21 protein-coding genes are annotated in these 18,634 nt (G+C 35.7%); all 21 read left to right on the top strand.

Features of this window, described 5'->3' with window-relative positions; all coding sequences use genetic code 11:
• Nucleotides 1-114: 114 nt before the first annotated feature.
• The 21 genes from rfbB (at nt 115) to MED222_RS06170 (ending at nt 18,634) form a co-directional block, all read left to right on the top strand.
• The gene (gene rfbB, locus MED222_RS06075) at nt 115-1,212 is read left to right on the top strand and encodes a dTDP-glucose 4,6-dehydratase (RefSeq protein WP_009847957.1); all 1,098 of its coding nucleotides are present in this window, start codon (nt 115-117) and stop codon (nt 1,210-1,212) included.
• Complete coding sequence (rfbA, locus tag MED222_RS06080; RefSeq protein ID WP_009847956.1) at nt 1,212-2,099, top strand: glucose-1-phosphate thymidylyltransferase RfbA; 888 nt, start codon at nt 1,212-1,214, stop codon at nt 2,097-2,099. The genes rfbB and rfbA overlap by 1 nt, the downstream gene beginning before the upstream one ends.
• Nucleotides 2,099-2,980 (top strand): dTDP-4-dehydrorhamnose reductase, encoded by an 882-nt coding sequence (gene rfbD, locus MED222_RS06085; protein WP_009847955.1) that lies wholly within the window; start codon nt 2,099-2,101, stop codon nt 2,978-2,980. The genes rfbA and rfbD overlap by 1 nt, the downstream gene beginning before the upstream one ends.
• On the top strand, nt 2,973-3,932 hold the full coding sequence (locus MED222_RS06090) for a glycosyltransferase family 2 protein (protein WP_009847954.1): 960 nt from the start codon (nt 2,973-2,975) through the stop codon (nt 3,930-3,932). The genes rfbD and MED222_RS06090 overlap by 8 nt, the downstream gene beginning before the upstream one ends.
• A 2-nt stretch (nt 3,933-3,934) precedes the next feature.
• Nucleotides 3,935-4,273: a hypothetical protein gene (locus tag MED222_RS22345; protein ID WP_032555297.1), complete on the top strand. Its 339-nt coding sequence runs from the start codon at nt 3,935-3,937 to the stop codon at nt 4,271-4,273.
• Between the two features lie 112 nt (nt 4,274-4,385).
• A complete protein-coding gene (locus MED222_RS06095; RefSeq protein ID WP_136975323.1) occupies nt 4,386-5,882 on the top strand; it encodes a hypothetical protein in 1,497 nt (498 codons plus the stop codon).
• Nucleotide 5,883: 1 nt separating this feature from the next.
• Nucleotides 5,884-6,429: a dTDP-4-dehydrorhamnose 3,5-epimerase gene (gene rfbC, locus MED222_RS06100; protein WP_009847952.1), complete on the top strand. Its 546-nt coding sequence runs from the start codon at nt 5,884-5,886 to the stop codon at nt 6,427-6,429.
• A 66-nt stretch (nt 6,430-6,495) separates the two neighbouring features.
• Nucleotides 6,496-7,302, top strand: coding sequence for an ABC transporter permease (locus MED222_RS06105; protein ID WP_009847951.1), 807 nt, complete (start codon nt 6,496-6,498; stop codon nt 7,300-7,302).
• Between the two features lie 12 nt (nt 7,303-7,314).
• The gene (locus MED222_RS06110; protein ID WP_009847950.1) at nt 7,315-8,634 is read left to right on the top strand and encodes an ABC transporter ATP-binding protein; all 1,320 of its coding nucleotides are present in this window, start codon (nt 7,315-7,317) and stop codon (nt 8,632-8,634) included.
• Between the two features lie 54 nt (nt 8,635-8,688).
• Entirely contained in the window at nt 8,689-9,327 is a 639-nt protein-coding gene (locus MED222_RS06115; protein WP_009847949.1) for a sulfotransferase, read from the top strand.
• Nucleotides 9,324-10,433, top strand: coding sequence for a DegT/DnrJ/EryC1/StrS family aminotransferase (locus tag MED222_RS06120; RefSeq protein ID WP_009847948.1), 1,110 nt, complete (start codon nt 9,324-9,326; stop codon nt 10,431-10,433). Before MED222_RS06115 ends, MED222_RS06120 begins: the two co-directional genes overlap by 4 nt.
• Complete coding sequence (locus MED222_RS06125) at nt 10,430-11,101, top strand: WbqC family protein (RefSeq protein ID WP_009847947.1); 672 nt, start codon at nt 10,430-10,432, stop codon at nt 11,099-11,101. Before MED222_RS06120 ends, MED222_RS06125 begins: the two co-directional genes overlap by 4 nt.
• 23 nt (nt 11,102-11,124) lie before the next feature.
• Nucleotides 11,125-12,315, top strand: a complete 1,191-nt coding sequence (locus MED222_RS06130) for a glycosyltransferase (RefSeq protein ID WP_009847946.1) — start codon at nt 11,125-11,127, stop codon at nt 12,313-12,315.
• A 71-nt stretch (nt 12,316-12,386) separates the two neighbouring features.
• Entirely contained in the window at nt 12,387-13,016 is a 630-nt protein-coding gene (locus MED222_RS06135; RefSeq protein ID WP_009847945.1) for a class I SAM-dependent methyltransferase, read from the top strand.
• A gap of 9 nt (nt 13,017-13,025) precedes the next feature.
• Nucleotides 13,026-13,685, top strand: a complete 660-nt coding sequence (locus MED222_RS06140; protein WP_009847944.1) for an acetyltransferase — start codon at nt 13,026-13,028, stop codon at nt 13,683-13,685.
• Nucleotides 13,672-14,628: a hypothetical protein gene (locus tag MED222_RS06145; RefSeq protein WP_009847943.1), complete on the top strand. Its 957-nt coding sequence runs from the start codon at nt 13,672-13,674 to the stop codon at nt 14,626-14,628. The genes MED222_RS06140 and MED222_RS06145 overlap by 14 nt, the downstream gene beginning before the upstream one ends.
• A gap of 68 nt (nt 14,629-14,696) precedes the next feature.
• Nucleotides 14,697-15,995, top strand: a complete 1,299-nt coding sequence (locus tag MED222_RS06150) for a glycosyltransferase family 61 protein (protein WP_009847942.1) — start codon at nt 14,697-14,699, stop codon at nt 15,993-15,995.
• The gene (locus tag MED222_RS06155; RefSeq protein ID WP_009847941.1) at nt 15,988-16,380 is read left to right on the top strand and encodes a sugar 3,4-ketoisomerase; all 393 of its coding nucleotides are present in this window, start codon (nt 15,988-15,990) and stop codon (nt 16,378-16,380) included. Before MED222_RS06150 ends, MED222_RS06155 begins: the two co-directional genes overlap by 8 nt.
• Entirely contained in the window at nt 16,380-17,123 is a 744-nt protein-coding gene (locus MED222_RS06160) for an acyltransferase (protein ID WP_009847940.1), read from the top strand. Before MED222_RS06155 ends, MED222_RS06160 begins: the two co-directional genes overlap by 1 nt.
• Nucleotides 17,124-17,531 carry a MaoC family dehydratase gene (locus MED222_RS06165; protein WP_009847939.1) on the top strand — a complete coding sequence of 136 codons (408 nt, stop codon included), beginning with the start codon at nt 17,124-17,126 and terminating at the stop codon, nt 17,529-17,531.
• Nucleotides 17,532-17,536: 5 nt separating this feature from the next.
• Entirely contained in the window at nt 17,537-18,634 is a 1,098-nt protein-coding gene (locus tag MED222_RS06170) for a DegT/DnrJ/EryC1/StrS family aminotransferase (protein ID WP_032555314.1), read from the top strand.

The raw sequence follows: 18,634 nt of genomic DNA, 5'->3' as shown, positions 1-18,634 counted from the left end.
GTTTTAAATGCGCAGTGTGGTTTTCGCTTATTGACCAAAGGGCGGTAGCGTGCCTGATAGTAGTGCTACTGCGTGTTGGTCTGTTGATTATCAAGGTTTATTTTAGGAGTTTTTGTGAAGATATTAGTCACCGGTGGTGCTGGTTTTATTGGCTCAGCAGTTATACGTCACATTATAAATAAGACAACGGACAGTGTGGTAAACGTTGATAAACTCACTTATGCAGGTAATCTAGAATCTCTTATAGAAGTAGATTCGAATGGACGTTACGCGTTCGAGCAAGTGGATATCTGTAATCGTTCAGAGCTTGACCGAGTGTTCTCTGAGCACAAACCGGATGCTGTCATGCATCTAGCTGCTGAGTCACATGTTGATCGCTCTATTACCGGCCCTGCAGCGTTTATCGAAACCAATATTGTCGGCACTTATACCTTGCTAGAAGCGACACGTGAATATTGGAATAAGCTTGAAGAGGATGCAAAAGCAGAATTTCGTTTTCACCATATCTCTACTGATGAAGTGTATGGCGACCTTCCGCATCCGGATGAAGTTCCAGAAGGGACTGAGCTGCCAATGTTCTTGGAAACAACCTCGTATGAACCATCAAGTCCATACTCTGCTTCAAAAGCATCAAGTGATCACTTAGTACGCGCATGGTTACGTACTTACGGTCTCCCTACTATCGTAACCAATTGCTCTAACAACTATGGTCCTTACCATTTTCCTGAAAAATTGATCCCATTAGTCATTTTGAATGCTTTAGAAGGAAAAGACCTTCCTATCTATGGTAAAGGCGACCAAATTCGTGACTGGTTGTTTGTTGAAGATCATGCACGGGCACTCTACAAAGTAGTGTCTGAAGGTAAAGTCGGGGAGACATACAATATTGGTGGCCACAACGAGAAGAAAAACCTCGAAGTCGTAAACACTATTTGTGACATCTTAGATACTTTAGTACCGAAAGAGTCAGCGTATGCAGAACAAATTACCTATGTTCAAGACCGCCCTGGTCATGACCGCCGTTACGCCATTGACTCATCTAAAATGCAGCGTGAGTTAGGTTGGACACCCGAGGAGACGTTTGAAACAGGTCTTCGTAAAACGGTGCAATGGTATCTAGACAATTCAGCGTGGTGTCAAAATGTACAAGATGGTAGTTACCAACGTGAGCGTTTAGGTGTAGAAAAAACTGAATCAAAGGGAAGTAAATAATGAAAGGTATTGTTCTAGCTGGTGGTTCAGGCACTCGTTTGTACCCATTGACTCGTGGTGTATCAAAGCAACTCTTGCCGATCTACGACAAACCAATGGTGTTTTACCCGATTTCTACATTGATGTTAGCTGGAATCAAAGACATCTTGATTATCACGACTCCAGAAGATAATGCAGGTTTTAAGCGCTTGCTTGGTGATGGTTCTGATTTTGGTATTAGTCTTGAGTATGCTATTCAACCAAGCCCAGATGGTTTAGCACAAGCTTTCATTATAGGTGAAGATTTTATTGGTGATGATTCTGTTTGTTTAGTACTCGGCGACAATATCTTCTATGGGCAATCATTTAGTGACACTTTAAAAAATGCTGCCAGCCGTGAAAGTGGTGCGACAGTTTTTGGCTACCAAGTCAAAGACCCAGAGCGTTTTGGTGTGGTCGAATTTGATGAAGAGATGAAAGCGATTTCGATTGAAGAAAAGCCGGCAACACCAAAATCCAATTACGCGGTAACGGGTTTGTATTTCTACGATAATCGCGTGGTGGAAATGGCCAAGCAAGTGAAGCCCTCTCATCGTGGTGAGTTAGAAATTACCACGCTAAATGAAATGTACTTAAACGATGGTTCACTGAATGTGGAATTATTAGGTCGCGGTTTTGCGTGGCTAGATACCGGTACGCATGAAAGCCTACACGAAGCCTCTTCTTTCGTCCAAACGATTGAAAATGTCCAAGGTTTGAAAGTCGCGTGTTTAGAAGAAATCGCTTGGCGTAACGGTTGGTTGAGTGATGAACAAGTTCTGACTCTAGCTAAACCAATGATGAAAAATGAATATGGTCAGTACTTAACGCGCCTAGTTAGTGAATCTCAAAAGAGGGCTGATGCTTAATGCGTGTATTAATTACCGGTTGTCATGGTCAAGTGGGCTCTTGTCTAACTAAACAATTAGCCAATAATGAAAATATAGCAGTATTAGCTCTTGATAGAGAGCATCTTGATATTACTAGTCAAGAGGCCGTTAATGCTATTGTGGCTGAATTTGAGCCTAGCATCATTATTAATGCAGCGGCACATACAGCGGTTGATAAGGCTGAAGAGGAGCTTGACCTTTCTTATGCGATAAACCGTGATGGTCCAAAATACCTCGCACAAGCAGCGCAGAGCGTTGGTGCTGCAATGCTGCATATCTCTACGGATTATGTTTTTGATGGAGATAAAGTAGGCGAATATGCAGAAACGGATGCTACAAACCCTCAAGGTGTTTACGGTAAAAGTAAACTAGCAGGTGAAATCGCCGTAGCACAAGAGTGTAAAAAACATATTATCCTTCGTACTGCGTGGGTGTTTGGTGAGAATGGCAATAACTTTGTTAAGACCATGTTGCGTTTAGCAAATAGCTATGAATCTCTAAGTATTGTGGGAGATCAGTTTGGTGGGCCGACTTATGCCGGTGATATCGCATCTGCGTTAGTAACTATCGCTAAGGCTATTTGTAATGGAGAAACTGATAGGTTTGGTATTTACCACTTCTCTGGATTACCACATGTAAGCTGGAGCCAGTTTGCGCAAGCTATTTTTGATGAAGCGGTTGAACAAGGTGTCCTGAAGTGTTCACCAGCAGTTAACTCAATAACGACTGAAGAGTACCCAACTCTCGCTAAGCGTCCAGAAAATTCTAAGCTCAATACAACACTAATACGTAATACGTTTGGGATAAATGCAAGCGATTGGGTGAGTCGACTAAAATTAGGTATAAAAAGATATGAATAAACTAAGACTTATAATTCCTTCTTACAATGAAGGAGTTAATATTAATAAGTGTGCAGAGAAGCTATTAGTTATATATGAAAACCTCATTGATAGAGCGGTGATTGACATATCCAGTGATATATTGTTTGTGGATGATGGTTCAAAAGATGATACATGGTCTCGAATTGAAGCACTAGCCGAAAATAATGATAAAATAAAAGGAATCAAGCTTTCCATTAATAAAGGGCACCAAGTCGCACTGAAATCAGGCTTGGATTGTTCGGTAGACAAGTGTGATTTCTCTATTTCCCTAGATGCGGATTTGCAACAAGACCCTTCTGTAATAGAAGATTTCATTTTGGACTTTAAGAATGGGAATGATGTGGTTTATGGTGTCAGGAAAGATAGAAATACAGATGGATTATTAAAAAAAACGTTAGCAAAATGTTTCTATAGATTAGCAAAAAAACTAGGCATTGACCTAGTTCCGGGTCATGCTGATTATCGAGGCTTGTCAAATAAAGCCCTAGATATCTTGTCGTCACATGATGGGAAAAACCCTTTCTTACGTGGGATCATTCCAACATTAGGTTTACGATCTTCAATTGTTGAGTTTGATGTTTACGATAGAGAACATGGTGAAAGTAAATATACGTTTGAAAAAATGATGAATCTTGCGTTAAGCGGAATTATTTCCTTTTCAATAGTCCCTCTTAGATTGTTTGCAGCACTTGGTGGTCTTATTGTTCTCACTTGCATTTTAATGTCGCTATATATTTTATCAATGTCAATTATATTTGGTGGAACTGTTCCTGGTTGGGCGTCAATTACACTGCCAATATATTTTCTAGGTGGTATTCAATTAATCGGCTTAAGCGTTATTGGTGAATATATAGGAAGGGTTTTCATAGAAGTGAATAAAGCACCTACGTATATTATCGACAGAGTTACAGAAAATAATAATAGGATATAATTATGGGAGGGATCTTATATATAGCTATTGCTATTTCACTAAATGTTTCTGCACAGGTATTACTTAAATACTGTAGTGGGCGTGTGTTTCCATTATCTATAAGTAATGGTTTTCTCTATGGTGTGTTATTGGCACTATTTTTTTATGGCGGTAGTTTTCTTATTACACTAAAAATATACTCTATGTATCCATTATCGATAGTTTCGCCTGTTATGGCTGGCTTGACTATTTTATGCATCACCCTCAGTGGTGTTTTTATATTCTCTGAGTATTTAAGTGGATTGCAAATATCAGGGGTTGTATTAACTATATTTGGTATAGTATTACTATCTATTAAATAGAATAATAAGGTTTTTAGACATGAGTTTGGACCAAATTTGCTTCTCTCTAGTTTTTCTTGGAGTGATAATCCCCATATTAATTTTCATCAAGCCGAAGTCGATTGTCTGTGGTATGTTTAAAGATAATATTGAAGTTAAAATCTTAAAAGAGAAAACTTTTTTCAGTGTAATTGTTGTGGCTATTTTCATTGGTGGGGTTTCAATCTATGCGCTAAACTTATTCTTACCGTTGGAATATCGTCACTCTGACTCTGTAGGTTATTTAAATTCACTCATACGGCCTGTTTTATACAGTGGGAGATTTTTTCCATTGGGTCACCAAGAATTCAACTTTTTGACATTAGAAAAGTTTGGATTCTTAGGCTTGTTTTCTCTCCCTTTTATACAATCATTGATTTCAATTTTCTGCTTGTATAAATTAATCCCACTTAGAAGTAATAATTTAAAGTTATTATTGATAATCCCTATATTTATTTCCTCACTATCAGTATCATTTTCAAACCTGATCATACCGGAACGAAACCAACTGTTTTTTTTGTTACTGTTCCTTTATTTTACATTTGAATCAACTGATACACGTAGAATTAAATTAGGTCTGCTTTTTGCAAGTATTTCTCTTTACTATAAAGAACCTACGTTAGTCATATATTTGGCTTTTTCAGCTGCAATGATTATCCTGAAGATATCAAAAAATATCATTAGCTATAAAGATATTCTTGACTTGAAATTTTGGTATAAAAAGTTATCGTTTGAATTGTATTTGCTAGTAATGAGTGTACTGTTCTTTATTTCGTATATTATTATTCAATCACTACAAACAAAGGGGGAATTATATACGCAAGGAGGAGACTTAATCCAATACTTAGAATACACTTTCAGTATTCAAGGGTTATACCACTATCCATTCTTATTATTATCATTGGCTATATCTATTGTTTTTATTATTAATGGATTAAGTAGTGGATATTTGCAGAGAGCGTTTGTCTTGTTTCTAGGCGCAAATGCATATGCATTTGGAATATTTGCATTGAAAATGCCCTCAGGTTTTTACTATTTTAGTGCTGCAAACCTATTAATCTTTCTTTCATGCTGTTATGTATTCGCTGATATGTTTGAAAATTCTGAGATGTTAAAGTGGAAGAATAGATCAGCGAGAGCTATTTTTATAGTTACTTTTGTGTTTTTTACGTATCAAACATGTGTTATTAGTGTCACCCAACTTTCAAGTTCGAAAGCAAAGCAGGTTCGGCTAGGGGTTATTTCAAGTTATTTGAACGAGGTGGAAGGAAATAAGGATTTGAATATTTACTACAACTTGAAAGAGGGTAATTATTTGGACTATTCCTCTTCAGTAATGAATTTATATATAAGAACAAAAATAGACAATAAATTCACATTATATTCAAGGTCAGGTTGTTATGTGTGGCATGAATCCAATGAGGATGGATACTATCAGTGCAAGAAAGCTAACTTTAACTTAAATGATGATTATGATTTTGTTATTGATGACACTAATGATAATAAATTTAAGGTTGGATACAAAGAATATAAGGGTAGTATTATTAACAGTGACGCAGTAACAGTTTATTATAAATCATTGGTAGAATAAAATGAAAGTAATTAATACAATTATTCGCGATGTAAAAATTATAGAGCCGAGTGTGTTTGGTGATGAGCGTGGTTTCTTTATGGAGACTTGGAGCCAAGATAAATTTGAAAAGCTCGTAACCGGTAAAGCAACGTCATTTGTTCAAGATAACCACTCCAAATCTAAAAAAGGTATTTTACGTGGCTTACATTACCAAACCCAAAATACCCAAGGAAAGCTAGTTCGAGTTGTGTCCGGTGAGGTATTTGATGTGGCTGTTGATATTAGAAAAGACTCACCGACTTTTGGACAATGGGTGGGGGAATTATTATCTGCTGAAAATAAACGTCAATTGTGGGTTCCGGAAGGTTTTGCTCATGGATTTTATGTGACTAGTGAAGAAGCAGAGTTCGTTTATAAATGTACGGACTATTATAACCCTGAAGCTGAGCACTGTTTATTCTGGAAAGATGAAACCGTAAATATTAAATGGCCAATTGAGAGTCCACCAACTCTGTCAGAAAAAGATAGTATAGGAAAAAGAATTAACGAAATCATTCCACTATAGTTTGATAATTCGTGATTAAATAGCTTAAACTTAAGAAGCTATTATATTAAATTTTAAGGTAGGGAAATGTATAAAATACCATTAAAGTTCATTAAGGGCATTTATAGTAGTCGTGAGTTATTAATTACTATGGCCAAGCGAGATATCCAAAATAGATACCTAGGCTCTCTATTTGGTGGTGTTTGGGCATTTATTCAACCACTTGTTACGATTATGGTTATATGGTTCGTTTTCCAAGTTGGCTTTAAGGCGCAGCCTACATCCAATGGAGTTCCATTTACACTTTGGCTTGTCTCAGCTATGATTCCTTGGTTCTTCATAGCAGAAATGTTGTCAAATGCGACTAATTCAATTGTAGAACAAGCAAATATTGTAAAGAAAATTGTTTTTAGGGTTAGTTTACTACCGATAGTAAAACTGATATCAGCACTAATTATTCACTTATTCTTTATAGCCATTCTTTTTTCAATTGCGTTTGCTTATGGTTATTACCCAAGTTTAAATTGGCTTCAAATACCATACTACTTAATATGCTCACTACTTTTGATGATTGGAGTGTCTTGGATTACCTCGTCTATAGTTATTTTCTTCCGTGATATCGGTCAGTTTATCGCAGTTCTAATACAATTAGGTTTTTGGGGCACTCCGATTTTTTGGGATATCGCAATGGTGCCCCAACAATATCAGTGGGTATTTAAATTAAACCCAGTATTCTATATTACTGAAGGCTATAGAAACACATTAACAACGGATCTTTGGTTTTGGGAGTCTATGAGTTGGACCGCATACTTCTGGTTTGTGACTTTTGTTACTTTATTATTTGGTGTTGTTTGTTTCAAAAGATTAAAGCCGCACTTTGCGGATGTATTATAGAAGGTTTAAATTATGAATGAACTTGCCATAAGTTGCAAAGGCGTAACCAAGACTTATCCAATGTACCATAATCCAAAGGACCGCTTTAAAGAGGCTCTTCACCCATTTAGAAAAGTCTACCATGAAGACTTCTATGCACTTCGAGATGTAAGCTTCGATATCCACAAAGGTGAAACTGTTGGAATAATTGGTCAAAATGGTGCAGGTAAGTCAACACTTCTCAAGATTATCACTGGAGTTCTAACTCCTACATCAGGAGCTTCTCAAGTAAACGGCGTTGTATCATCTATATTGGAGCTAGGAACCGGATTCAATAATGAACTGACTGGAATTGAAAATATTTATGTTAACAGTTCTTTGATGGGAGTGTCTAAAGAAAGTGTCGACAAAAAACTAGATCAGATCATTGCATTTGCAGACATAGGTGATCACATTAATCAACCTGTGCGTGGTTATTCTTCGGGGATGTTTGCACGATTAGCATTTTCTATAGCTATCAGTATTGATCCCGACATACTAATTGTGGATGAGGCATTAGCCGTCGGTGATATGAACTTTCAAGCTAAATGTATGACAGCAATGAAAAGAATTCAAGAGAATGGCACTACTATTCTTTTCGTTAGTCATGATATCAGTAGTGTGAAGAGTTTGTGTGAGAGGGCAATCTACATAAAAAATGGAGTTCTTCATGCTGAAGGTCACGCTGGAGAAGTCGCTGAATTATATATGAGAGAGATGCGAGAGGCACAAAGCGATCGTATTTCTAAAGACCTTGCTGTGGTTGATAAACCCGAACTGAATTCCAATATATTACCACGTGCTGAGCTCAAAGAGACAAGAGATCTAAAGAGCTTAAAAGTGTTTAAGACGCGTGTTGCAGAATTTCGATACGGTTCAGGCGGCGCAAACATAACTTTAGTTGAACTTTTAGACAAGAATGGCGAATTAGTGCATGAGGCTGACTTTAATGAAGAAGTTAGACTAAGAATACATATCGAAAGTGATATAGAAGACAAAGTGAGCGTTAATTTTCAGGTTTTTGATGACAAGAAAATTAATATTATATCAGGAGGTTGCCTTCTTTCTGAGGGGGAGTTAATTGATATAAAGAAAGGAAGTCGTCATATTGTCGATTATGACTTTAGACTTCCATTACAATATAACCATTACTCAATCCAAGCTACAATTACGTCAACACTAGTGGAAAATGTGTCCTATAATTTTATAGATGCAATACCTAATGCCTACTTGTTTAAAGTTAAAGTTAGACCGGAAATAACATTATGGTCCAAAGTTCATGTGTTTCCTAAGTTAACAGTGAAAGAGATTTAGAAAAAATCAGAGGCTACTGTAATTCTAGAGTGATATATAATGGTTGATATATAAATGAGTGCAATTAACAATAACACAAAGTATTTCTGTATAGGGTTCAATAAAACAGGTACAACTTCATTAGAAAATGCATTTCGATTATTTGGTTTTACTTTAGGGGACCAAGCAACAGCGGAAATGCTAATATTTGATTGGAATAATAATCAATTTGAAAAAATACTCAGATTTTGTGAAATGGCTGACGCTTTTCAAGATATTCCTTTTTCTCTACCTGGAACATATATAAAAATCTTTGAACAATACCCAAATGCCAAGTTTATTTTGACGTTGAGAGATTCTTCAGAGCAGTGGTATGAGTCTCTTACTCGGTTTCATTCCAAAGTCTTTTCAACTGATAAGAATAGCTTACCCTCTAAACATGATCTAGATAACTCTATGTATCGCTATAAAGGGTATAGTTTGGATGCAATGAAAGTTATGTATGGTTATCCAAACGTACCGCTTTATGATAAGAAGCATTACATGGATTTATACGAAAAGCACGAGAAGGACGTAAAAGAATTCTTTAAAGATAAGCCAGAAAATTTATTGGTTTTAAATGTTGCGGAGACAAACTCTTATCAAAAGCTTGCGGATTTTGTAGGGGTTCGTGTTGAGAGCGATGGCTCTTTTCCTTGGGAGAATAAGACATGAAAATTAAAGTAACACAGCCCTCATTTCCGCCTCTTAGTGAATTTAACCAAATGCTAGAGGATATCTGGGATAGGAAATGGCTTACTAATGGGGGGCATTATCACCAAGAACTAGAAAGAGCTTTAGCCAACCATCTTGGAGTTAAGTACGTTTCTTTATTTTGTAATGGTACTATTGCTTTATTGACTGGTCTCAAAGCTTTAGGGATAACTGGAGAAGTTATCACCACTCCTTTTACGTTTGTAGCAACTTCTCATGCAATTGAATGGAATGGTTGTACCCCTGTGTTTTGTGATATAGATCCCGATAGCTATAATTTGGATCCCTCTAAGATAGAGAGCTTAATCTCTGAAAAAACGCAAGCTATAATGCCAGTTCATGTTTATGGAACCCCATGTGATGTAAAAGCTCTAAAATCTATTGCTGATAAATATGATTTGAAAGTTTTCTATGATGCAGCTCATTCCTTTGGTGTTGAAGTTGACGGTGAGTCTATTTTAAATTTCGGTGACTTATCAATGATGAGTTTTCATGCAACAAAGGTATTCAATACGATTGAAGGTGGAGCTCTAATAACAAACTGTCCTGATATGAAGAAAAAGATCGATTTCTTGAAAAACTTTGGCTTTGCTGGAGAAGAATCGGTGGTTGATATTGGGATTAATGGCAAAATGAATGAAGTACAGGCTGCTTTTGGCTTAGCTCAGTTAAAGTATGTTGAGGAGCAAATCACTCATTGCAAGAGCATTTCTGATTTGTACCGTGAAAAGCTATCTGACGTGCCTGGTATCGAAGTTCTGAAGGAATCTGATAACGTAAAATATAATTACTCATACTTTCCAATAGTAGTTAATGAACGTGAATTTGGTATTGATCGTGATATGCTTTATGAAATATTAAAAGATAACAATATTTTATCTAGAAAATACTTTTATCCGCTAGTATCTGATTTTGATGTTTATAAAAACAATCGAGAAATTTTTAGACAAGGTAGTCTTAGCGTTGCAAAAAAAATAAGTGCTAGAGTTTTATGCCTCCCAATATACTCTGACCTTAATATAGATGATGCAAGTAACGTAATTGATGTGATTAGGGCCTCACGATGAAAGTAGCAATAATGCAACCCTACTTTTTCCCATACTTCGGTTATTTTGAGCTAATTAAGTCAGTCGACAAATTTATAATTTATGATGATGTCAACTATATAAAAAAAGGATGGGTAAATAGGAATCGGATATTAATATCCGGAGAGCCAAAAATGTTTACAATGCCTCTGGTTAATGCTAGCCAGAATAGGCGTATAAATGAAATATTGCTATCTCCCCAAATCTCATTATGGAAGAGCAAATTTCTTAAAACAATTGAGTTAAATTATAAAAGAGCCCCTCATTTTGAAGAAACTTACGCTTTGGTAAGTAAAATCATTGGTTATAAATCAGAGAGCTTATCTGACTTTATAACCAATAGCATAGTTAATATTTCTAAACACTTAGATATTAATTCAGAGTTCGTTATAAGCTCGTCTCGCTACAATAACTCCCAGTTAAAAGGGCAAGATAGAATAATCGACATATGCCAAAAGGAATGTGCTAGTGTATATATAAATGCACTCGGTGGGAGGGACCTCTATGCTGGAGGTGCATTCTTAAATAACAATATTGAACTAAGATTTATGGAGAACAAATCTTTGGTCTATGACCAGTTTTCTAATGAGTTTGTCAGTAATCTTTCGATCATAGACGTTCTTATGTTCAATGGGAAGACGTATCTATAATAACTGTTTTTCATGGAGTTATAATGAATAATCCTCCTTTAGTAATCGTATGGATGTGTACTTATAACCATATAGATTATATTGAACAAGCTGTTGAATCAGTCATGAGTCAAAAGACAACATTTACATTTAAATTGATTCTTTTAGATGATTGTTCGATTGATGGTACGAGAGATAAGTGTTTTGATCTTCGACGTAGGTATGGCTCTAAATTGGAGTTGATTCTTCCTGAAAAAAATACAGGGGGAAAATCTGTTATTGATGATCTTTATCCTAGATGCCTTAATAGTGGTGCTAAATATATTGCTCTTTGTGAAGGCGATGATTATTGGACTGATGAAAATAAGCTACAAAAACAGTTTGAAATGTTGGAAAAACTACCTGATCACGCCGGTTGTTCACACAATACTAAAGTTATTAAAAACCAAAGCAAAAGCGACAACGAATATATTGTTAATCAAAGTATAAAAAATACTTTTACGATTGACGATTTTACAAAGGGACTAGCATATTTTCATACATCGTCGATGTTATATCGAATAAATATGATGAAAAAAATAGATTTTGACTTCTTTAGGAAAAATCCTGGCGACTGGCTCTTATTAACATTGATGTCGGAACTTGGTCCGATTCACTATATTGATGAATCTATGTCATCGTATAGGATTCACAAAAATGGCGAGTGGAGTCGTTTAAGTAAGCTATTTCAATTAAAGAAAAACTTAGAATCGATCGTTAGATATAATCGTGGCTTTAGACAAAGATATGAACAAAACTATATGCCGTTATACATTAGATCTTCCTTATGTGAATACAAGAATTATAAGCAAGAAATTATTGAAAATTTGAATGTTTTTGAATACAACGAGCTTTTAAAGTTAGTTGAGTATTTCTATGAACATAATCAATCTAGTGAGAAAAGGATTAATGAAAATTCTGAAGTAATACAGAGTTTGCAGTTGTCAATCGGCTATCAGCAAGATGAAATAGACCTTTTAAAAAGCAAAATAAAAGGTAAGGAAGATTTCATTGAGGTCATGCAAAAAAAATTAGAAGTGAAAAATTATGAAATTAGAGCTATAAATGACCAAGTTATTGAAATGAAAGCTATAAACAATCAATTACTTGAACGTCTAGATAGACCTACTTTTTTAAATAAACTATCAAGGCTTTTTATAAATATATATAAACGTTGCCTTGCTATTTTTTCCTGATCTTTTAAGTCAAATTTAATACCTTAGCGATTGAAAACAGTTTTTGCTAAGATTTAATCATAGGGCTAGTTATGAAAAATCAACATCTTACGATAATGAAACATTACGAAAAATGTTTAGATTTATATGGTGACACTCATTTAGGTGTCGATTGGCCAAATAAAGAAGATGCGAGGTTACGATATGCAATTATGAAAGATTTAATTGTACAAGAAGATCTTAACTCGCGTATTTCCTTGTTAGACTTTGGCTGTGGGGCTTCTCATTTTTTTGAATACTTGAAAGATGTAGAGCTTAATAATGTAGATTATTCAGGCCTTGATATATCAAGGAAGTTTGTGACCTTGTCTAAGGAGAAATTTCCAGGCAACAGCTACTATTGTGTTGATATATTAAATAACGATACCGAATTACCACAGTTTGACTACGCTATTCTAAATGGAGTATTTACTGAAAAATGTGACCTCTCATTCGAAGAAATGTTATCCTTTTTCAAAGCTGTACTTACTCGTGTTTTTGCAAAGGTAAATATAGGTATGGCGTTCAATGTAATGTCAAAAAATGTAGATTGGGAGAGGGATGATTTATTTCACCTTTCTCTGGACTTGCTCACAGAGTTCTTGTCAAAAAATGTCTCAAGGAAATATATCATACGGAATGACTATGGTTTATATGAATATACAGTTTACGTCTATAAGTAGGGACTAGTGATGAAGCCAATTGTTGTATTTGGGGTTGAAGACTTTGCCGAACTTGCGTATTACTATTTGACTACGGATTCACCTTACAAAGTAGTTGCTTTTACAGTCCATGAAAAATACATGAAATGTAAAAGATATAATAATCTTCCTGTTATACCTTTTGAAGAGTTGGAAAAAAAATACCCTCCAGAACAATATGATTTGTTTGCGCCAATGATGGCAAAGAGAATGAATACTCTAAGAGAAAAAGTATACTTAGAAGGTAAAGAAAAAGGGTATGACTTCATTTCGTATGTCAGTTCAAAAGCTACAGTTTTTAACAATGTAATTGGAGAGAATTGTTTTATATTGGAAAATAATACTATTCAACCATTTTCTGTAATTGGGAATAATGTAGTGTTGTGGAGTGGGAACCATATTGGGCACCATGGTATAGTTAAAGACCATGTTTTTTTTACTTCACATGTCGTAATGTCAGGGCACTGTGTAATTGGCGAGAATTGCTTTCTAGGTGTTAATTCGACTATAAGAGATGGTTCCAATCTAGCCAAAGGCACACTCTTATCAATGTCTTCGTGTCTAACTTTAAAAGAAACAGAAGAGTGGGGAGTGTATATCGGTCATCCCGCAAAGAAAAAAGGGACTCGTTTTAGCTATGACGTATTTTAATCATTATAAATGGGAAAAGGTGGGGCTGATATATAAACCCAACAACACTATACCTTGGAGTGTTACTCATGCCCAAGCTCCAGTTGCTGATTATATTGAAGATAAGAATATTATACGTGTATACTTTTCCACTAGAAATATTGATGGTTTAAGTCTACCAACATTTGTCGATCTTAATGCAGATAACCCTTTAGAAATTATTCATATTAATGAAAGCCCTCTACTTGACCTTGGAAGCTTAGGTACATTTGATGATAGAGGTGTAATGCCATCATGGGTTGTTAATCGAGGTGATGAACGATGGTTATATTATATCGGGTGGAATGTAAGGGATAATATTTCCTATCACAACAGTGTAGGTTTAGCAATCGCTTCTTCTTCCGATGATAAATTTGTTAGGTTCTCCGAAGGGCCGTTGTGGGATAGAGATTGGAAAGAACCTTATTTTTCGGCGTCTACTTGCGTTTTATTTGATGATGGTGTTTGGAAAAATTGGTACTTATCCTGTACTGGTTGGAAGGTTGTCAATGGTAAATCGGAACCACGTTACCATATCAAATATGCTGAGTCTGAAGATGGGATCAATTGGGTCAGAGAAGGAAAAGTCGCTATAGACTATAAAAATGAGGAAGAGGCAGGTATCGTAAAAGCTTCTGTAGTCAAAGAAAACGGAAGATATCGAATGTGGTTTTCATACCGTAATTTCACAAACTATAGAACTGATCCAAAAGCTAGCTATCGTATTGGATATGCCGAGTCGAAGGATGGCATTGTTTGGAATCGAAATGACGACCTTGCAGGAATTGATATTAGCGCTTCGGGCTGGGATTCTGAAATGATAGCATATCCCCATGTAATAAAAGTAAAAGAGAGTTATCTTATGTTTTATAACGGTAATGGTTTTGGCCGATCAGGCTTTGGGTATGCTCGTTTGTTGAAATGATAATTATCGTTCGATATTGAATTGAAATTTTTGTTTTATTAGTTTGTAAAATTACAAATGGATTTTAAATGTTATTGAGAAGTCTATATTATTTGTTCCCTAGGTTTATTCGTCACCAATATATTGACAGTATTATATTCTACCGCCATGTTTTTTTTAGGCTAATAAGTTTATTTAAATCTAAGGAAAATAAACCCGAAGAAAATCGTTTCGATGTAAGACTAGTCGGGGATTTAGAGTTATTGGGGGGGGGATGTGAAATTATCCAACATGTATCTGAACGCTATGCAAGTGTACAAGGTCCACTCTTGTATGTAGATAATCAGGAATGTAAACGTTCATCGCTTGAAGGTAGATTACCTGATACTAAAGTTGTGCGTTTAAGCGGAGTTCAGGTTATTGGTTCTACAGATGCTGTAATTTCCGGAATAAATATGTACCATCATGAATTAAGCCTAATGGAAAATATTCATGATTTAAAGCGGCCAGATATTTTCTTGAAATATGAAGAACTGGAAGGTTTTGATTTTCAGATTTCGTTTATTCGTGAAAAGTTAACTCTAGATGGATTAGTGGTAAGTTTATTAAAAGAACATTCGACTAATTATTATCACTGGGTTACAGAAGTTATACCAAAGCTAGCTAATATGATGGAGTATATTGAATCTAAAGATGAAAAAATAACCATTTTAGTTGAAGAGGGAACCCCTCAACAAAGTCTTTCCCTTATCGAACTTCTCTTGTCTGAGTTAAAAAATACTGAATATCATCTCTGTCACGTAAAAAAGGGTCAGTTAGTTTATTGCGAAAGTTTAATCTATTGTACTCCTTTATGGACTTCTCTTGATAATACTCGGTCTTTGCCTAATCCGAAAAAGGAATTTTTTGTTTCTTCTGATTGTTTGAAAAAAGTTAAAGATAAATTGTCAAAAAACACACTATCGAACAATTATATTTTGAAAAATAAAAAAATATACTTACAAAGAGAAAACACCAAGCTAAGGAAGCTCAGTAATGTTCTAGATTTAGAGAGGTTACTGTATAGGAAAGGATTCGACTTTGTTGATCCTGGCTCTCTTGATTTTTTTGAGCAGTATAATTTATTTTCGCAAGCTGAAGTTATAGTTGGTGCTTCTGGTGCTGCCTTTACCAATTTATTATTCATGAAACCAGGTAGTACAGCTATATCACTATACCCATCGGCACAAAGCACTAACTATTATGTATTTCAGCCCTTAGCTGATGTTTCAAATGTTCATTTGATTCACTTCCTTACTACTCCTGACGATAACTCAAACTCTGTTCACGGTGATGCGAACGTAGATGTCAAAGAACTAGAAAAACTATTGGAAAAACTTGATGATTAAAACATTTAAATTCAATGTGCTTGGTGACGATAGAGGATCATTAGTTTCTCTCGAAGAATTGGGTAACATTCCCTTTGAAATTAAGCGTGTTTACTATATTTTTGATACAAAGAGCCAAATATCTAGAGGCTTTCATGCTCACAAAAAATTAGAGCAAATGGCGATTTGTGTGAAAGGTAGCTGTAGAATTGTCTTAGATGATGGTCAGTCGAGAGAGAGCGTTGTACTCGATAGTCCAGAACAAGGGTTGTATATTGATAATAACAAATGGCGAGAAATGCACGATTTTTCAAAGGATTGTGTTTTGTTGGTACTCGCGAGTAATATTTACGATGAGTCAGATTATATTCGTGATTATGAAGAATTTTTAAGGTTGGTAAACTAATGACTATACATAAAAGTGCGATCGTATCGAAAAAAGCAACGATTGGTAAAAATGTAACTATCGGAGCCTTTAGTATAATTCATGACAATGTAGATATTGGAGACAATACGGTTGTCGAAAGTAACTGTGAACTAGGTGTAGAAACTTCTTTATCAGGTAATAGAAAGTTAGTTGTTGGTAAAAATTCACATATTCGCTCATACAGTATGTTTTATGAGGGTTCGACTTTTGATGAAGGTTTAGTTACGGGTCATCGAGTTTCTGTTCGAGAGAAAACCGTCGCTGGTAAAAACTTTCAAATTGGAACCCTATCAGATATACAAGGGGATTGTGAATTTGGTGATTATGTGAGGCTTCACAGTAATGTTCATGTAGGAAAACTTTCAAAAGTCGGAGATTACGTCTGGCTATTTCCCTATGTTGTCCTTACGAATGACCCGCATCCGCCAAGTAACGTAATGCAAGGCGTTGTTATTGAAGACTATGCTGTGATAGCTACAATGTCCGTAATATTACCGGGAGTCACGATCGCTAAAGGTTGTTTAGTTGGAGCAAGTTCAACAGTAGCTAAAAGCACTCAAGAAGATATGCTTTATTCTGGTAATCCAGCGAAATTAATCGGCCCTGCCGCAAGAATACGCTTGAAAGATGGTAGCCGCAAGCCAGCTTACCCTTGGGTTAATCACTTCCATAGAGGCTATCCAGATGATGTCGTACAGCAATGGGTAAAGGAGAGTAACTAAATGTATGATATTCACGATATTGAAGTTGGGATGTCCGCATCATACTCTCAAACTATTTCTGAAGCTGATGTAAAGCAATTTGCTGGCTTCTCTGGAGATAGAAACCCCGTTCATCTTGATGAAGTTTATGCTGAAAACTCTCGTTTTAAGAAAAGAATCGCTCATGGCATGATTAGCTCTAGTTTTTTTTCCGCGCTGTTTGGAACTAAGCTGCCAGGTGAAGGCTGTGTCTATGTATCTCAATCCTTGAAGTTTAGGAAGCCCGTTTACATTGATGATACGGTTGTTGCTACTGTAGTTGTAAGCGAAATTGATATAAATAAACGTCGCGTTTATTTTGATACGTATTGTAAAGTGGGCAAGCAAAAAGTTATAACCGGCCAAGCAGAAATATACATTCCAGAGTAATTATGATGATTCCATTTTTAGACTTAAAAAAAATTAACGAAAGATACAAAGACGAAATTAAGGCTTCCTTTGACAAGGTTATTGACTCTGGTTGGTATATCATGGGAAATGAGCTCGAGCAGTTTGAAAGAGAGTTTTCAACTTATTGCCAAACGAAGTTTTGTATTGGTGTCGGCAATGGGCTAGATGCTCTAACGCTTACTTTGAAAGCATGGAAAATTATGGGGTTAATCGATGATGGTGATGAAGTTATTGTCCCTTCTAACACTTTTATTGCATCGGTGCTTGCTATTTCGGAGTGTAATTTGACTCCTGTATTAGTTGACGCAGACCCAAATAACTTTAACATCGATGTTTCCAAAATCGCTCAAAAAATCACATCAAAGACCAAAGTCATACTTCCGGTACATCTGTACGGTCAATTAGCTCCAATGAAAGAAATTTGTAAGCTAGCTGAAGATTATGACTTGTTGGTGCTAGAAGATTGCGCACAAGCACATGGAGCTATGATTGATGGGAAAAAAGCGGGATCTTGGGGTCATGCTGGTGCCTTCAGTTTCTATCCAGGGAAAAACTTAGGGGCTCTAGGTGATGCCGGTGCAATTACAACAAGTGACGAGAAGCTAAAGGAAATAGTTTCTGCATTAAGAAGCTATGGCTCTCACATAAAATATGAGCACATTTACAAAGGTGTGAACAGTAGGTTGGATGAAATACAAGCGGCTATTTTAAGAGTTAAGCTTAAGTACATTGATGAAGATATTAAAGATCGTCAAAGGGTTGCACGTTATTACATTGACAATATTAATAATGATTTAGTAAAACTCCCTGAATGGGAATATGAAGAAAGCCATGTTTTTCATTTGTTTGTTATTAAGACATCGGAACGAGAAAAGTTGAGTGAATACTTGTTAGAAAATGGTGTTCAAACTCAAAAACACTATCCTAAATTTGTCAATGAACAGGTAGCGTACGCCGAAATAGATCATGAAAATGAAGTTAGAGCTATTTGTGATGATATTTTAAGTCTACCGATAAGCCCTATTTTGACTGAATCAGAGCAAAAGCATGTAGTGAACCTGATCAATAACTGGTCTAATTAA

The sequence above is a fragment of the Vibrio sp. MED222 genome, assembly GCF_000153005.1.
Taxonomy (GTDB): domain Bacteria; phylum Pseudomonadota; class Gammaproteobacteria; order Enterobacterales; family Vibrionaceae; genus Vibrio; species Vibrio tasmaniensis_A.
The sequence above is the reverse complement of the archived record's forward strand: the minus strand, read 5'-3'. Positions and strand labels throughout refer to the sequence as shown.

Coding starts and splice junctions, on each gene's coding strand:
- rfbA (WP_009847956.1), top strand. CDS start 1,212: ATGAAAGGTATTGTTCTAGCTGGTGGTTCAGGCACTCGTTTGTACCCA.
- rfbD (WP_009847955.1), top strand. CDS start 2,099: ATGCGTGTATTAATTACCGGTTGTCATGGTCAAGTGGGCTCTTGTCTA.
- MED222_RS06090 (WP_009847954.1), top strand. CDS start 2,973: ATGAATAAACTAAGACTTATAATTCCTTCTTACAATGAAGGAGTTAAT.
- MED222_RS22345 (WP_032555297.1), top strand. CDS start 3,935: ATGGGAGGGATCTTATATATAGCTATTGCTATTTCACTAAATGTTTCT.
- MED222_RS06095 (WP_136975323.1), top strand. CDS start 4,386: ATGTTTAAAGATAATATTGAAGTTAAAATCTTAAAAGAGAAAACTTTT.
- rfbC (WP_009847952.1), top strand. CDS start 5,884: ATGAAAGTAATTAATACAATTATTCGCGATGTAAAAATTATAGAGCCG.
- MED222_RS06105 (WP_009847951.1), top strand. CDS start 6,496: ATGTATAAAATACCATTAAAGTTCATTAAGGGCATTTATAGTAGTCGT.
- MED222_RS06110 (WP_009847950.1), top strand. CDS start 7,315: ATGAATGAACTTGCCATAAGTTGCAAAGGCGTAACCAAGACTTATCCA.
- MED222_RS06115 (WP_009847949.1), top strand. CDS start 8,689: ATGAGTGCAATTAACAATAACACAAAGTATTTCTGTATAGGGTTCAAT.
- MED222_RS06120 (WP_009847948.1), top strand. CDS start 9,324: ATGAAAATTAAAGTAACACAGCCCTCATTTCCGCCTCTTAGTGAATTT.
- MED222_RS06125 (WP_009847947.1), top strand. CDS start 10,430: ATGAAAGTAGCAATAATGCAACCCTACTTTTTCCCATACTTCGGTTAT.
- MED222_RS06130 (WP_009847946.1), top strand. CDS start 11,125: ATGAATAATCCTCCTTTAGTAATCGTATGGATGTGTACTTATAACCAT.
- MED222_RS06135 (WP_009847945.1), top strand. CDS start 12,387: ATGAAAAATCAACATCTTACGATAATGAAACATTACGAAAAATGTTTA.
- MED222_RS06140 (WP_009847944.1), top strand. CDS start 13,026: ATGAAGCCAATTGTTGTATTTGGGGTTGAAGACTTTGCCGAACTTGCG.
- MED222_RS06145 (WP_009847943.1), top strand. CDS start 13,672: ATGACGTATTTTAATCATTATAAATGGGAAAAGGTGGGGCTGATATAT.
- MED222_RS06150 (WP_009847942.1), top strand. CDS start 14,697: ATGTTATTGAGAAGTCTATATTATTTGTTCCCTAGGTTTATTCGTCAC.
- MED222_RS06155 (WP_009847941.1), top strand. CDS start 15,988: ATGATTAAAACATTTAAATTCAATGTGCTTGGTGACGATAGAGGATCA.
- MED222_RS06160 (WP_009847940.1), top strand. CDS start 16,380: ATGACTATACATAAAAGTGCGATCGTATCGAAAAAAGCAACGATTGGT.
- MED222_RS06165 (WP_009847939.1), top strand. CDS start 17,124: ATGTATGATATTCACGATATTGAAGTTGGGATGTCCGCATCATACTCT.
- MED222_RS06170 (WP_032555314.1), top strand. CDS start 17,537: ATGATTCCATTTTTAGACTTAAAAAAAATTAACGAAAGATACAAAGAC.